Origin of the sequence: Aedoeadaptatus nemausensis (assembly GCF_903819165.1) — a bacterium.
GTDB lineage: Bacteria > Bacillota > Clostridia > Tissierellales > Peptoniphilaceae > Aedoeadaptatus > Aedoeadaptatus nemausensis.
In genome coordinates this window covers 14,919-28,054 of sequence record NZ_CAIJCS010000020.1, presented here as the reverse complement: position 1 = coordinate 28,054, position 13,136 = coordinate 14,919, and the positions used below count along the sequence as shown (strand labels likewise).

Here is a 13,136-nt window from a genome sequence, read left to right as displayed (position 1 = left end):
CTATTGAGGGTTCTTGTTGACAATGGATCGAAAGCCCGGGTTCTTTTGGAGTACTTCGTAAACGGGAACGCTGATCAATGTGCAGATAATGACCTCGCTGGCCGCTACGGAAAGACTCATGGTTAAGAAGCCGACGATTCCGCCGCCGAAAGCTAGAACTAACTCAAAACCGATAATCCACGCAAATAGGGCCGGCATTAAACTGGCCACCCACTTATTGTGGACCTTACTCATGAAATAGAGGCTGATCGCCGTGTGGAATGTTCCGAACACGAGATCATAAGCCCCTAGGGGCGATGTAATATTGGATAGAAAGACTCCCAATACGATACCCGGTGCGAAGCCGGGATTAAAGAAGACCAACATATTCATCACTTCCGATACGCGGAATTGAATGGGTCCGTAAGAAATAGGTGAAAATACTACGGTCAAGGCGTAGTACACGGCAGCCAATACTGCCGTCGTAGCGATCCAGCGGGTTGTAAGTTTACGCTTCATGTTTATTACCTTCTTTCATTGTTTGATTACTGTGGGCTAATCGACTGGCTGCCGCCGCAGCGATGGCCGCCACTAAGTCGTCGGTAAAGGTCGTAACTTCTTTTCCCTTCATTTTATCGAGTTTGTCGATAATGCCGATTTTCTTCTTGTCTAAATAGCCGAAATTGGTAAGGCCGATGGAGCCGTAAATGTTTACAACGGAAAGACTCAACACTTCGTCGATTCCATAGAGCCCTTCGTCGTCTTCGATGATGGACTGGATGGGTTCGTCGAACAGTTTTTGATCCACCGCTTTGTCGATGGCGAGGGCCGTCAACACGGCGTGAATGGTCTCACGCTTGCGAAGCACTGCCAAGACATTTTCTTCACACACTTCCATTGTAATGGGGCCGTAGTCTTTTTGCAACTCGTACACAACTTCTGCAATATCTCGGATGGTGACGCCTTTTTTATTTAAGGCATCGATGCTTGTATTGAATAATTTTTCCATATCGTAACGATACATAATTTACCTTCTTTCTTCTCTCTCTGCGCGACGTCTTCGAAGGGTCGCCAATTTACGATAACGACGCATGCCGTACCATGCCACGATTCCGCTAAGAGCTTGGGGAATAAAGGCGAAGACCAAATGGGTCTTCGGCTCGTAGGGAAGGCGCAAAAGCCCCATGGAAATCACTTGAGGCAACATGGTCACATCCATTGGAAAGCGCCACATAGAGCGAAAGGGTCCACGTAAAAATGCCTCGCTTCCGCCGCCGAAAAAAGCCACCGTCATAAAGACCCCCCAAAAAACCAGCGGGATCAATAAGAGATTCAGCATTTCCGCATAGGATTTCACAGTCATTAATTTGCCCGCCCCGATATAAACGGCGACTATGAGAATAATCGGCAAAATGCGGAATATCATATAGCTATACAGGAAGTTTTCTAAAACGGGCACATAATGCAGGGCGATGCCGATGACGGAAAACACCAGGATCAGCAGAAGCTGTGCCAGTGTCAAGATCAGAAGATTACTTCTCATTCGTTGCTCCTTGGCTGTCTAAAGAAGCCTTCAAGCCCTCTGTAAATTGCACACTTCCGTCCTCGAAGATCCAGTACGCTTCCACTCCGTCTAAGGAATCCACGAGGGCACGACCTTTTTCATAGGGCATACAGAACACGGTGGTGGATAAAAAGTCGGCATAACCGCTGTCTTTGGTCACGATCGTAACCGAACGCACGTGATCTGCCGGCATTAAGGTGTCCGGATCGATTAAGTGATGGTAGTGCTTGCCATTTACGATGTAAAACCGTTGGTAGTCCCCGCTGGTGACGATGGAAGTGTCGTTGGCGTAAATAATATCTTTCATATTCTCCGCCCCTTCTGCTCCGCCGATGACGGCTTCGGGGTTTTGCAAGCCGATACCGAAATAGTCCCGTTCCTTTTCAGGAGGCGCGCCGATTATTTTTACATTGCCGCCGGCACTGATAATCGCCGCCGAACAACCTTTTTCGCGAAGTTCTTCGCCGATTTTTTCCGTGGCGTATCCTTTGGCCACGGCACCCAGGTCGATTTTGAGTTCGGGGTCTTTGATCTCTACCGCCGACTCCTCCGGATATAGTACAATGTCGTCGATAGAGGTGTGTTCATTGGCCGCCCGAAGATCTTCCATAGAGGGAAGCTCGGCATCGGGATGGCCCTCTCTTAAGATTTTATCGTCGTGTTCCGTTCCCTCTTCCGGTACTACTTCGTATTGGTCACGGTAGCGCTGCCAGATGGAAGTCACGGCGCCAAGTGCAATATTGGTCTCGCCGAACTTTCTATATTCTTTGATCGAATAGTCGATAAGATCGTAGAGCTCTTTATCCACGACCACTTTTCCCTTTCCTGCGTGGTCATTTAGCGTCTTTAAATTGGTTACGCCGTCGAAGTTTTTAAAACCATTGTATAGACGGTCCAGTTCCTGATAACGTTTATGGATATATTCTAAGTATTCATTGCCTTTTTCTTCGCTCTCCGAATAGACCATAGCGCTGATCACCGTATCGAAAGAATCGTAATAGGTCGCTTCGTAACGGGCTAGCTCTTTATTGCCGCAGGCCGTTACAAGGAAGAGACAGGCCAATATAATGGGGATTATTTTTTTCATGGTACTCCTTTCATAAAGGAAACGACACATAGAAAAAGAACGGGGTGCCCCGTCCTTTAAAATCAAAATAGGCGATGTAATATCTCCTTTGAATAGATTTTCCTTTAATCAAATACACAGAGATTTACGTATCTATTTTATAAGATAGCACCTTGACTGACAAGCCCTTCCCCTAAAATACATTGCATATCCCCCTATTTTCTAACGGCTTCTTCAGACCCTACTCTAATAATTTCCCATAACATGCTATAATTTCTTTATTACGGGAAAGGTGGTTTATTATGGATTTTTTATCTCAACGACTGAATATATTTAATGGCGCGGATCCTAAAACAGTCGACAATCTTTCTAAAAAGCTCGTAAGAGAAAAAACCGAAACGAACACTCTCCTTTTTACGGAAGGAGACGTATTGGATTCTATTTATATGGTGGAGAGCGGTCAGTACGCCATGTTTAAAGTATCCTCATCCGGCGATAAAAGAGTCATATTTACTTTGGGCCCCGGGGAAATTTTAAACTATCCGGAACGCCGTCCCTATCCCATTTCCATTGCCTGCCGAGTCATTCGCGGCGGAGTCGTCTATAAATTGGAGCAAAAGGTCTTATTCGAAGCCATCGAAAAAGATCCCGTACTCGCGTTAAATACCATCGATCTTTATAATTTGCGGATGCGCCGATTATATCGCCAACTTAAAAATTCTTCGGGCTTTGTACGGCTGGACAAGCGCATCGCCGCCAAATTATGGAAACTCTCAAAGGATTATCCTGCCCCGCATGCTCAGGGAGTCGCCATCGATTTAAAAATTACTACAACCTTTCTCGCCGAGCTCATCGGCGCCAGTCGCGAAAGCGTCTCGAGAAATTTAAAACCTTTGCTGGAATCCGGGCTCGTCATTCAGGAAAGGGGCACTTTCATCGTTCCCGATCGCAGCCAACTGGAGTTTTACTTTAAAAAAGACGATTAATCTCCATTTCGTGACTTTTCTCACAGAATTTAAAATAACATCCTTCTAAAATGTTAACTGGAATGGATGTTATTTTTTTACGCCGATTTGATCGTTTTTTCACGATTCGGCGCAGGAAGGAGTCATTATGGGATATAAGTTCAGTTTATCTTCTATAAACGCACTCTTGGAGGATCTGTCGAAAGAGTATCTGCTCTTTGCTCCAAAGCGTTTCGAAGGCCAAGCACCCTATTCGGATCTCGACAGTATTCGTTATGGGGAAGTTCAAAGCATTGAAGAGATGGAGCTCGATCAAAAGAGCCACTACTCTATGAAAGAAGTTTTCTATCCGATCAGCGAAACCTTATTTTACTTTACCGAAAATACTGTAACGGAATCGGAGCCTCGTTTTCAAAAAGAAGCTCTCGTTTTCTTACGTTCTTGCGATTTACATAGCGTCAAGCGCCTCGATGCCATTTATCTTGAAAATAAATTCGCAGATCACTACTACAAGCGCCTCCGAGATAAGATAAAATTCGTCTTAATCGGATGTCCGGAAGCTTACGAAAACTGCTTCTGCGTCGATATGGAAACCAACAAGAGCGACGATTATTCCGCTTCCATCGATCGCGACGGGGATGTTTTTTACATGGATGTTCGAGATGAAGATCTCGACGGTATTTTTGAACGTCACAGCGAAGAAAAGCTCCATGTAGAGCCCAGCTACGTTACCGAAACGCCGACCCGCGTCAAACTAAGTGACAATATCGATCCTAAAAAGGTGGCGGGAAGCGAGTTTTGGAATCAGTACGATAAGCGCTGCATCGCCTGCGGTCGCTGTAATTTCGTGTGCCCCACCTGTACCTGTTTCACCATGCAAGATCTCTTTTATCAGGACAACGGCCGGGCCGGCGAGCGACGTCGTGTTCACGCCTCCTGCATGGTCGACGGCTTCACCGATGTTGCCGGCGGCGGTAAATACCGCGATAAACACGGTCAACGTATGCGTTTTAAAACGCTCCACAAGGTCTATGACTTTAAGAAAAGATTCGGCTACCACATGTGCACCGGCTGCGGCCGCTGCGACGATGTCTGCCCGGAGTATATTTCGTTTTCAACCATGGTGACGGAAGTCGCCTCTATGACCATTGATAAGGAGGAAGAAAATGCATAACGAATACTTACCCTTCCCCTCAAAAATCGTAGAGATTATCGAACATACCCCCATGGAACACACTTTCCGCGTGGAGTATACGGGAGATGTGCGTCCGGGTCAGTTCTTTCAAGTTTCCATTCCTCGCGTCGGCGAGGCCCCCATTTCCGTATCGGGTATCGGCGAGGGCACAATCGACTTAACTATCCGTAAAGTAGGAAAAGTTACCGATGAGATCTTCGATCTTCTCCGCAGCGATCGATTATTCTTAAGAGGTCCCTACGGCAACGGCTTTGATTTAGATCTATACAAAGACAAAGAACTTCTCGTCGTAGCAGGCGGTACCGGGCTCAGTCCCGTGCGCGGCGTCGTAGATTACTTTGCACAAAACCGGGATGAATGTAAAAATATTTCCCTCGTGGCGGGATTTAAATCCCCTGCCGACGTATTATTCCTGGCAGATCAAAACCGCTGGCGCGAATCCATAAATATTATTCTAACCGTCGATGCATTGGATTGTGATCCCGGCGATATGACCTGCGAAATCGGTCTGGTTACCGAACACTTGCCTAATTTAAAAATCAATAATTACGACGAAGCTGTGGCTATCGTCGTCGGCCCGCCCATGATGATGCACTTTACCTGCCTACAACTTCTCGAGCTTGGCTTCAAAGAAGAAAACATCTGGATCAGCCAGGAGAGAAAAATGTGTTGCGGCATCGGAAAATGCGGCCACTGTAAGATCAACGAAAGCTATGTCTGTACCGACGGTCCGGTGTATAATTACACAGAGGGTCGTCATATGTTCGATTAGGGGGCTATGATGAGTCAAGATTACAATGCTTTAAAAATGCGCAAAAATGCTTTTCGCGTTACAAAACGAAGAGGCATTACCGCCATTCGCATTCGCGTACCCGGCGGTCATATTACGGGAGAACTCCTCGGCCAAGTGCAATACATCGCCGATACTTTCGGCAATGGCGAAGTTCATATTACATCCAGACAAGGTTTTGAGATTTTAGGCATTCCATTTGATAAAATGGATGAGGTCAATAAAGCCGTGCAACCTTTAATCGATAAGCTGGATATTAATCAAGATGTTCGGGGCGAAGGCTATACCTCCGCAGGTACGCGAAATGTATCCGCCTGTATAGGAAATCGCGTCTGCCCCTACGCCTGTTACGAGACGACGGGATTTGCCGAGCGTATTGAAAAGTCTATTTTCCCCGACGATCTCCACTTTAAAATTGCCCTTACCGGCTGCCCCAACGACTGCGCTAAGGTTCGTATGCACGACTTCGGCATTATGGGCATGACGGAACCTCAGCTCGACAAAGATCGCTGCGTCGGCTGCGGCGCCTGCGAAAAGTATTGCCGCAATAAAAGTGTACAGGCCATTAAGATGGTTAACGGAAAGCCTGAGCGCGATCCCGATAAATGTATCGGATGCGGCGTCTGCGTGGTGTACTGCCCCATGCGCGCCTGGACACGTTCCAAAGAAAAATATTATAAGCTTACCCTCCTCGGCCGCACGGGTAAGCGCAATCCTCGTCTCGGCGAAGACTTTATTAAATGGGCCGACGAAGATTCCATCATTAAAATTATTAAGAACACTTATAGCTATGTCGAAAAGTATATCGATCCCAATGCGCCGGCACGAAAGGAACACATCGGCTATATCGTCGATCGAACCGGTTTTAATGTCTTTAAAGACTGGGTGATGGACGGTGTTAAACTTCCTGAAAAAGCCATCGTCTACACGCCTATGTATTGGAGCGGTATTCACTACGACAAAACCCACACCCAACGGATTTAGGAGGTTTTCATGTTTCAAGACGATGTTAAGAAATGGTCGGTTGCCGCAAGAGGCAAGGTCAATTTATTAAATTCACATCCGGGGCGGTATTTGATCGCCTCTATGCTCGCCGGACTTTTCGTCGGATTCGCCATTTGCCTCGTCTTTACGATTCAAACACTTATTCCCGGCGCCTCCACAAAGGTCCTAATGGGCTTTTGCTTTTCCATAGCCCTTACCCTCGTAGTCATCGCAGGGGCCGAGCTCTTCACGGGAAATAATATGGTCATGACTCTGGGACTCGCCCGAAAGACCGTAACTCTCCCCGATACCCTGAAGCTTTGGGCGATTTGCTGGATCGGAAACCTCTTAGGCTCTATTGTCTGCGGCGCCCTTTTTGTCGGCGGCGGTTTCGCTACAGGAGATGCGGCGGAGGTCTTTACGAAGGCCGCCCTCGCCAAAACGGAACTCGCCTTCCTTCCCCTGGTCTTCCGCGGGATTTTATGTAATATCCTCGTCTGCCTCGCCGTTTGGGGATCGGGCCGTATTGCAGACGGCGGCGGAAAGATTTTATACATTACTCTTTGCATCGCCACTTTTGTCATTATCGGTTTCGAGCACAGCGTCGCCAACATGACCCTCTTCTCTATCGCCCTAATGACAAAATCCTCCGTTTCCTTTACCTTTGCAGGCGCCGTTTACAATCTTATCGCCGTCACCATCGGCAATATGATCGGCGGCATCTGTTTTGTAGGTCTTCCCTACGCCCTAATAGCTAAAGAATAAAAGAGAAGTCTCCGAAAATTCGGAGACTTCTTTTTTATACGCAAACTGCCCATCGAAGAAAGCTCCCAATGGGCGGTTCGATATTTATAACTCCTCTCATAATTTAATGTACTTGCCGACTATCCGTAGATAATTCATTCCTTTTAAATAGACAACGTAAATTAGACCATTAAAAAACAGTGCGTATAGCACTGTTTTCTCAATATTATTTACTTGAACGCAAAGTATAAAAAGACGATACATCCCAAAATGATTCGGTAATATCCGAAGACTTGAAAGTCTTTTTTTCGTACATAATCCATAAAGCGTTGAATGACGACGACGGCGACGATAAAGCTGACCACGGCGCCGAGGAAGATTAAAAACCATTGGTAGCCCGTAAAGATCAGGCCGTTTTTTACGATTTTCAACAATGTAGCGCCGAACATGGTGGGAATGGCGAGGAAGAATGAAAACTCAGCCGCCGCTCCCCTGCCCACGCCCAGTAAGAGCGCGCCTAAAATGGTGGCGGCGCTCCGGCTCGTGCCGGGAATCATGGCGAGACATTGGGCAAAGCCGATTAAAAGGGCCATGCCGTAGGGAATGTTTTCTACGCGCTGAACCTTTACCCGTCTGTCTCCTTTTTTATTTCGCCTCTCGATTAAGAGGATAAAGATCCCGTAGAGAATAAGAGTAGTCGCCACCACCTGAGGTTTAAAGAGATGGGCGTCGATAAAGTCGTCGAATAAGAGTCCTAAAACAGCCGAAGGCAAGACGCCGACGATGACCTTGAGCCAAAGCTTCATGGTCTTTTCGTGGACGGCTATTTTCCCCTCGTCGTTTTTATAAAAAGGCCATAGTTTTGAAAAATACAGGACGACCACTGCCAAGATCGCCCCTAATTGAATGCATACGTCGAATGCGTTTTGAAAACTTTGGGGATGGAGTGTAATCCATTCGTGGGCAAGGATTAAGTGCCCCGTACTGGAAACGGGAAGAAATTCCGTCACCCCTTCGATGATCCCCAAAATGATCACGCGAATAATATCCATAAATCCTCCGATTAAACTTGTAGATTGACAAATTTCGTGTATTCGTTTTTAAACAGAAGTTCCACCGTGCCCGTAGGGCCGTTGCGGTGCTTGGCGATAATCAGTTCGCCTAGCCCCTGTTTCTCCGTGTCGGGATTGTAGTATTCGTCCCGGTAAAGGAACATGACGATGTCCGCATCCTGCTCGATAGCACCCGATTCCCTGAGGTCCGAAAGAATGGGCCTGTGGTCGGCGCGCATTTCCGGCGCACGGGATAGCTGGGAAAGGGCGATGACGGGAACGTCCAGCTCTTTGGCGATGCCCTTGAGCTGACGAGAGATCGACGAGATCTCCTGTTGACGGGACTCCGACCGTCCCCCTACTTCCATAAGTTGCAGATAGTCGATGACGATAAGATCCAGCCCTTTCTCCGCCTTTAAACGGCGACATTTAGCTTTCACTTCAAGGGGCGTAATCCCCGCCGTATCGTCGATGGAAATCTTCATCTCGTTCATATAGGTCATGGTCTCGATCACCTTCGACCATTCTTCCGTGGTAAGATCGCCTGAAATAATCTTCATAAGATCCACGTGGCAAAGGGAGGAAAGAATCCGCTGTGACAATTGATTGCGGCTCATTTCCAGAGAAAACATGGCCACCGACGCATTGCCCTTTAAGGCGGCGTTGGTGGAAATATTGACCATAAGCGCCGTCTTCCCCATAGACGGGCGGGCCGCCAGGAGAACGAGATCCGCCTTTTGTAGCCCTGAGGTCTTTCTGTCCAAATCGATAAAGCCCGTGGTAAGGCCCGTAAGGCCGCCCTTGTTTTCCGAGCGCTTCTGCATAATATCGAAGGTGGTGACCATAACCTCGCTCATGTCCACGAGGCCGTTGCGCTGATTATCCTGCGTAATATCAAAGATGGATTTCTCCGCTTTTTCGATAATGGCGCCTACATCGTCGTCGTCTTGATAGGCGTCGTTTACGATTTCGCCACCGGCGCGAATCAGAGAGCGCAACGTGGATTTTTCCTTAATAATATGGCAGTAAGCTTCGGTATTTGAAATGGCGCCGGTGCCCGAGGTTAAGCGCCCCAAATAAGTATAACCGCCGACAGCTTCCAATTGTCCGTTTTTCTTTAAAAAGTCGGACAAGGTAATCATGTCGGCGGGCTCATTTTTATTATAAAGTCGAAGAATCCCCTCGAAAATCGCTTTGTGGCTGTCGTAATAGAAATCATCCCCGTGGATGATCTCCACGGCCGTGGTAATGGCCGTCTTATCCAAAAGCATGGCACCTAAGACGGAGGCTTCCGCCTGCTCGTCGTAAGGAGGGGTTCTACCGGCGTCGGCGTTCATTATTCCGCAGTAACGACGACGGTAACATCGGCGGAAATATCGCCGTGAAGTTTTACATTGACCTTGTGATTGCCGGTGGCTTTAATGTTTTCCGGAAGGACAATTTTTTTCTTGTCGATCTTCACGCCGAAAAGTTCGTCCATGCGTTCGGCAATGTCTTTAGCCGTAATGGCACCGAATAGTCTGCCGCCTTCGCCGCCTTTCGCCTTAAGATCCACAGACTTGGATTCCAAAAGCTCTTTCGTTTCTCCGGCTTGGCGCACTCTTTCCGCTTCGTCGGCCGCTTCTTTCGCCTTCATTTCTTTCCAGTTCTTAAGGTTTTCAGGCGTAGCTTCTACGGCAAGTTTACGGGGAAATAAGAAGTTGCGAGCGTAACCGGATTTAGAATCGACTAAATCCCCTTCTTTACCTAATTTGTCGACGTCTGCTAATAAAATGACTTTCATTCTTCTTTTTCTCCTTTTTCTAAATACTCTTCGATGGCTTGAATCAATTGTTCTTCAACGGCATCGATGTCGTCACTCTTAACTTGGGCGCCCGCCATATTTAAATGGCCGCCGCCGCCCATGGCCTCTAATATCAGCTGTACGCTGATCTCGCCGAAACTTCTGCCGGAAATATGCACAATATCTTTTTTCTTGTTGAGGACAAAAGAGGCCTTGATTCCGTGAATCCCTAAAAGTTCATCGGCGGCCTGGGCACTTACTAATACGGAATTGGGCATGTCGCCGTCCAGTCTCGAAATAGCGATATTGTCGAAAATAACGCGGGCATTGTGCACCACTTCCGCTCTCGAAACGATCGTATCATAATCGTCTTCAAAGAAATAGCGTACCTTCGACATATCCGCTCCGGCTCGTTTTAAAGCCGAAGCCGCTTCAAAGGTTCTTACGCCGGCTTTAAACGTAAAGTTTTTCGTATCCACGACGATGCCGCTCATCAGTGCATTGGCCTCAAATTCCGTAAGTTCTATATCGTCGTACATATAGGTGAGCATTTCCGTAATAAGCTCGCAGGTGGAAGAGGCGTAGGGTTCCACATAATTAAGCACCGGATCGTTTACATATTCGCTGCCTCGCCTGTGGTGATCCACTACCACCACATTCGATGTGCGTTCTAAAATGGGCGGGTATTCCGTAAAGGAGGGCTTGTGATTGTCTACGAGGATCAAAATATCGTCCTGACGCAAAAGCTCTTCGGCCCGTTCCCCGGAAATAATACATTTATATAGATCCGGCTCTTCCTGCTCCATCACTTTCAGAAGCACTTCGATAGAAGGATTGGATTCCTTTAAAATAATATAGCCTTCCTTGCCTTGATTCTTCGCCGCCCGCATAACGCCTACGGCGGCGCCGATGGCGTCCATGTCCGGATTGGAGTGACCCATGGCAAAGACTTTCGGTGATTTTTCGATCAATTGACGAAGGGCGATACCCAACACCCTCGCCTTTACCTTGTTTCGCTTTTCCACGGCCTTGCTCTTACCGCCGAAGTAGGCGTAGGTATCTTCCGTCCTTACGACGACCTGATCGCCTCCTCGACCCAAAGCGACGTCGAGGCAGGTATCCGCCTCTTTGTACGCATCGATAAAGGCCAGCCCTTCACGGCTGACGCCGGCGGAAAGAGTGACGTTGACGCTGTTACCCGCGTCGATCTCCCGAATCAAATCGAGGATTTCAAACTTTTCTTCCACGATGGGCTCCATGTCCATCTTCCGCATGACGATCAGATACATGTCCTCTTGAAACTTGCGTACGAGGGCATTTTTAGAACGGAAATACTCGTTGATGCGATGGTCGATTTCGGCGATAAGAAGAGGCTTTTTCGACGTAGGCGCCGCGTCCACCACTTCGTCAAAGTTATCTACTTCCACGACCATGACCACATTACTCGTATCTTCGTAAAGCCGTTCCATATCCACAAAATCACTTCGATCCACGAAGTAATAGAGACAGAGCGTATCCGCCTTGCCACTTCGCTGGTAATCCACGATATTTCGGTAGGTAGCATAGGGAGCGTCGCCGATGGTGACGGTCTCTCCGTTTTCCACGGCGCGGACGCCTTCCCCTTCTTCTTCAGACTGCTGACCCAGGTCGGGAATTTCTTTTTGGAGCACATTGCCCCGTAAATTCTCTCCCTCCACAAGCGTGGCGAAATGAGAATTGTGCCAGATAATTACCCCGCCTCTATCGGTCACCACCATGGGAAAGGGCATGGAGAAAATCGCGCGCTCCGTTACCTTCTCAAAATCCTTGTGAAGGGATTGAAACTGATCGCTTAAAATCTCGTTAAACTTATTCGCCGTGCGATAGGCGTAAGAGGCGGAAATAATACCTGCGATGACGCCTAGGGTACCCAATACGGGGTTGTAAATAAAGAGCGCCACGGCCAACAGGGCGATAAGGATTAAATAGAGATAATAATCTTTTATTGAAAATCGATGGTCCATAGTATCACGCTCCTTGAATGTTTCGGATATTCAGGACTTGATCGAGGAGTCCCAGGGCCGCAAGAGCCATTTGTCCTACGGGAATGGTTAGTGTCAAAAACAAAATCAAACCTCTCGCAATGGGTTGACGCACATAGCGCAACAAAAAGAAATTTTCGATGGCCAGGCCTTGAAAGGCGAAGAGCGTCGCTACAATGGCGCCGAGATTCAATACATAGAGTTCAATCCCCGGTGCCGCCGTTTGAGCTAATCCGTAACCTATTGCCACCAAGGCCGCCGAGGGAATCATGGCCGCTCGAGGAAGGCGCAAAAGGAAAAAGGGCCCGGGACACACGACTTTGTCGCCGGCGATGCGCATATTCCTCCCGCTGATACGATAGGAAACATAGGTCATCAAAAGACCCGAAAGCACAATAAAGGCCGGTACGAGACTGATGGCGCGGCTCATAAAGGTCTTCAATTGCAAGCCGATGCGCGCCTGCTCCATAGATGAAAGTCCGGCGTTTTTAATGACTTCCTGCTGAATATTTTCCACATAGGTCAAAAATTTGCCGGTTTGAATCATTTGAAGCGTGCCGCTTCGATAGAGCATAAAACCGAAGCTTACGATAAATAAAATCGTGCCCACGGCCATGGTAAAGTCCACGCTCTTGTCGGTACGCATACAATAATCCAAAATCAGAATCAACGGTCCCATTATCGTCATAAGAGAAAGGGCCGTCATGGGATCGGTTAAAAAGCCCAAGATCACACACACGCCTAAAAATACGCCGGCTACGGGAAGGACTCCCTGGCGCCGCATCTCCGACAGGAAAAGCGCCGGAATAAAGGCAAAAAAGATGGGCATGACCATTCCACCCAAAAACAACATGATGGAATATAAAAACAGCTTAAGCACACTTAAGCCTGAAATTTTTCGATACAATCTATCACCTCATATCAGTCTATTCTACCATAATTCCCATCATAGTTCTATTTGGCCCCTTAAACAAAAAAGGCCCCCATTAAGGG

At 47.7% G+C, this 13,136-nt stretch carries 14 protein-coding genes; 5 read left to right on the top strand and 9 right to left on the bottom strand.

The genetic code is table 11. From position 1 onward, the window contains the following. From PEPTYR26121_RS06340 to PEPTYR26121_RS06325, 4 genes are read right to left on the bottom strand one after another with little or no spacing between them, the layout of a single operon-like run. Positions 1 to 498, bottom strand: coding sequence for a QueT transporter family protein (locus tag PEPTYR26121_RS06340; RefSeq protein ID WP_180500348.1), 498 nt, complete (start codon positions 496 to 498; stop codon positions 1 to 3). Next, positions 488 to 1,003 carry a phosphatidylglycerophosphatase A family protein gene (locus PEPTYR26121_RS06335; protein ID WP_180500346.1) on the bottom strand — a complete coding sequence of 172 codons (516 nt, stop codon included), beginning with the start codon at positions 1,001 to 1,003 and terminating at the stop codon, positions 488 to 490. The genes PEPTYR26121_RS06340 and PEPTYR26121_RS06335 overlap by 11 nt, the downstream gene beginning before the upstream one ends. A gap of 3 nt (positions 1,004 to 1,006) precedes the next feature. Then, positions 1,007 to 1,522, bottom strand: coding sequence for a hypothetical protein (locus PEPTYR26121_RS06330; protein ID WP_180500345.1), 516 nt, complete (start codon positions 1,520 to 1,522; stop codon positions 1,007 to 1,009). After that, on the bottom strand, positions 1,512 to 2,630 hold the full coding sequence (locus PEPTYR26121_RS06325) for an FAD:protein FMN transferase (RefSeq protein ID WP_180500343.1): 1,119 nt from the start codon (positions 2,628 to 2,630) through the stop codon (positions 1,512 to 1,514). The genes PEPTYR26121_RS06330 and PEPTYR26121_RS06325 overlap by 11 nt, the downstream gene beginning before the upstream one ends. 281 nt (positions 2,631 to 2,911) lie before the next feature. Between PEPTYR26121_RS06325 and PEPTYR26121_RS06320 the strand changes: the two genes are divergently transcribed. The 5 genes from PEPTYR26121_RS06320 to PEPTYR26121_RS06300 all read left to right on the top strand — a co-directional run bounded on the left by PEPTYR26121_RS06320 (position 2,912) and on the right by PEPTYR26121_RS06300 (position 7,308). After that, the gene (locus tag PEPTYR26121_RS06320; protein WP_180500341.1) at positions 2,912 to 3,595 is read left to right on the top strand and encodes a Crp/Fnr family transcriptional regulator; all 684 of its coding nucleotides are present in this window, start codon (positions 2,912 to 2,914) and stop codon (positions 3,593 to 3,595) included. A 127-nt stretch (positions 3,596 to 3,722) separates the two neighbouring features. Further along, positions 3,723 to 4,748, top strand: coding sequence for an anaerobic sulfite reductase subunit AsrA (gene asrA, locus PEPTYR26121_RS06315; RefSeq protein ID WP_180500340.1), 1,026 nt, complete (start codon positions 3,723 to 3,725; stop codon positions 4,746 to 4,748). Then, a complete protein-coding gene (gene asrB / locus PEPTYR26121_RS06310; RefSeq protein ID WP_180500338.1) occupies positions 4,741 to 5,541 on the top strand; it encodes an anaerobic sulfite reductase subunit AsrB in 801 nt (266 codons plus the stop codon). Before asrA ends, asrB begins: the two co-directional genes overlap by 8 nt. 9 nt (positions 5,542 to 5,550) lie before the next feature. After that, a complete protein-coding gene (asrC, locus tag PEPTYR26121_RS06305; protein WP_180500337.1) occupies positions 5,551 to 6,543 on the top strand; it encodes a sulfite reductase subunit C in 993 nt (330 codons plus the stop codon). A 9-nt stretch (positions 6,544 to 6,552) separates the two neighbouring features. Next, positions 6,553 to 7,308 (top strand): formate/nitrite transporter family protein, encoded by a 756-nt coding sequence (locus tag PEPTYR26121_RS06300; protein WP_180500335.1) that lies wholly within the window; start codon positions 6,553 to 6,555, stop codon positions 7,306 to 7,308. A 209-nt stretch (positions 7,309 to 7,517) separates the two neighbouring features. On the opposite strand, the gene PEPTYR26121_RS06295 is transcribed toward PEPTYR26121_RS06300, so the two are convergent. The 5 genes from PEPTYR26121_RS06295 to PEPTYR26121_RS06275 are packed head-to-tail and all read right to left on the bottom strand — an operon-like array spanning position 7,518 to position 13,050. Continuing rightward, positions 7,518 to 8,339 (bottom strand): undecaprenyl-diphosphate phosphatase, encoded by an 822-nt coding sequence (locus PEPTYR26121_RS06295; RefSeq protein WP_180500333.1) that lies wholly within the window; start codon positions 8,337 to 8,339, stop codon positions 7,518 to 7,520. An 11-nt stretch (positions 8,340 to 8,350) separates the two neighbouring features. Next, the gene (dnaB, locus tag PEPTYR26121_RS06290; protein WP_180500331.1) at positions 8,351 to 9,676 is read right to left on the bottom strand and encodes a replicative DNA helicase; all 1,326 of its coding nucleotides are present in this window, start codon (positions 9,674 to 9,676) and stop codon (positions 8,351 to 8,353) included. Next, entirely contained in the window at positions 9,676 to 10,122 is a 447-nt protein-coding gene (gene rplI, locus PEPTYR26121_RS06285) for a 50S ribosomal protein L9 (RefSeq protein ID WP_180500330.1), read from the bottom strand. The genes dnaB and rplI overlap by 1 nt, the downstream gene beginning before the upstream one ends. After that, on the bottom strand, positions 10,119 to 12,125 hold the full coding sequence (locus tag PEPTYR26121_RS06280; protein ID WP_180500328.1) for a DHH family phosphoesterase: 2,007 nt from the start codon (positions 12,123 to 12,125) through the stop codon (positions 10,119 to 10,121). The genes rplI and PEPTYR26121_RS06280 overlap by 4 nt, the downstream gene beginning before the upstream one ends. Positions 12,126 to 12,129: 4 nt before the next feature. Beyond that, entirely contained in the window at positions 12,130 to 13,050 is a 921-nt protein-coding gene (locus tag PEPTYR26121_RS06275) for a DUF2232 domain-containing protein (protein ID WP_180500326.1), read from the bottom strand. Between the last annotated feature and the right edge of the window lie 86 nt (positions 13,051 to 13,136).

Coding starts and splice junctions, on each gene's coding strand:
- PEPTYR26121_RS06340 (WP_180500348.1), bottom strand. CDS start 498: ATGAAGCGTAAACTTACAACCCGCTGGATCGCTACGACGGCAGTATTG.
- PEPTYR26121_RS06335 (WP_180500346.1), bottom strand. CDS start 1,003: ATGTATCGTTACGATATGGAAAAATTATTCAATACAAGCATCGATGCC.
- PEPTYR26121_RS06330 (WP_180500345.1), bottom strand. CDS start 1,522: ATGAGAAGTAATCTTCTGATCTTGACACTGGCACAGCTTCTGCTGATC.
- PEPTYR26121_RS06325 (WP_180500343.1), bottom strand. CDS start 2,630: ATGAAAAAAATAATCCCCATTATATTGGCCTGTCTCTTCCTTGTAACG.
- PEPTYR26121_RS06320 (WP_180500341.1), top strand. CDS start 2,912: ATGGATTTTTTATCTCAACGACTGAATATATTTAATGGCGCGGATCCT.
- asrA (WP_180500340.1), top strand. CDS start 3,723: ATGGGATATAAGTTCAGTTTATCTTCTATAAACGCACTCTTGGAGGAT.
- asrB (WP_180500338.1), top strand. CDS start 4,741: ATGCATAACGAATACTTACCCTTCCCCTCAAAAATCGTAGAGATTATC.
- asrC (WP_180500337.1), top strand. CDS start 5,551: ATGAGTCAAGATTACAATGCTTTAAAAATGCGCAAAAATGCTTTTCGC.
- PEPTYR26121_RS06300 (WP_180500335.1), top strand. CDS start 6,553: ATGTTTCAAGACGATGTTAAGAAATGGTCGGTTGCCGCAAGAGGCAAG.
- PEPTYR26121_RS06295 (WP_180500333.1), bottom strand. CDS start 8,339: ATGGATATTATTCGCGTGATCATTTTGGGGATCATCGAAGGGGTGACG.
- dnaB (WP_180500331.1), bottom strand. CDS start 9,676: ATGAACGCCGACGCCGGTAGAACCCCTCCTTACGACGAGCAGGCGGAA.
- rplI (WP_180500330.1), bottom strand. CDS start 10,122: ATGAAAGTCATTTTATTAGCAGACGTCGACAAATTAGGTAAAGAAGGG.
- PEPTYR26121_RS06280 (WP_180500328.1), bottom strand. CDS start 12,125: ATGGACCATCGATTTTCAATAAAAGATTATTATCTCTATTTAATCCTT.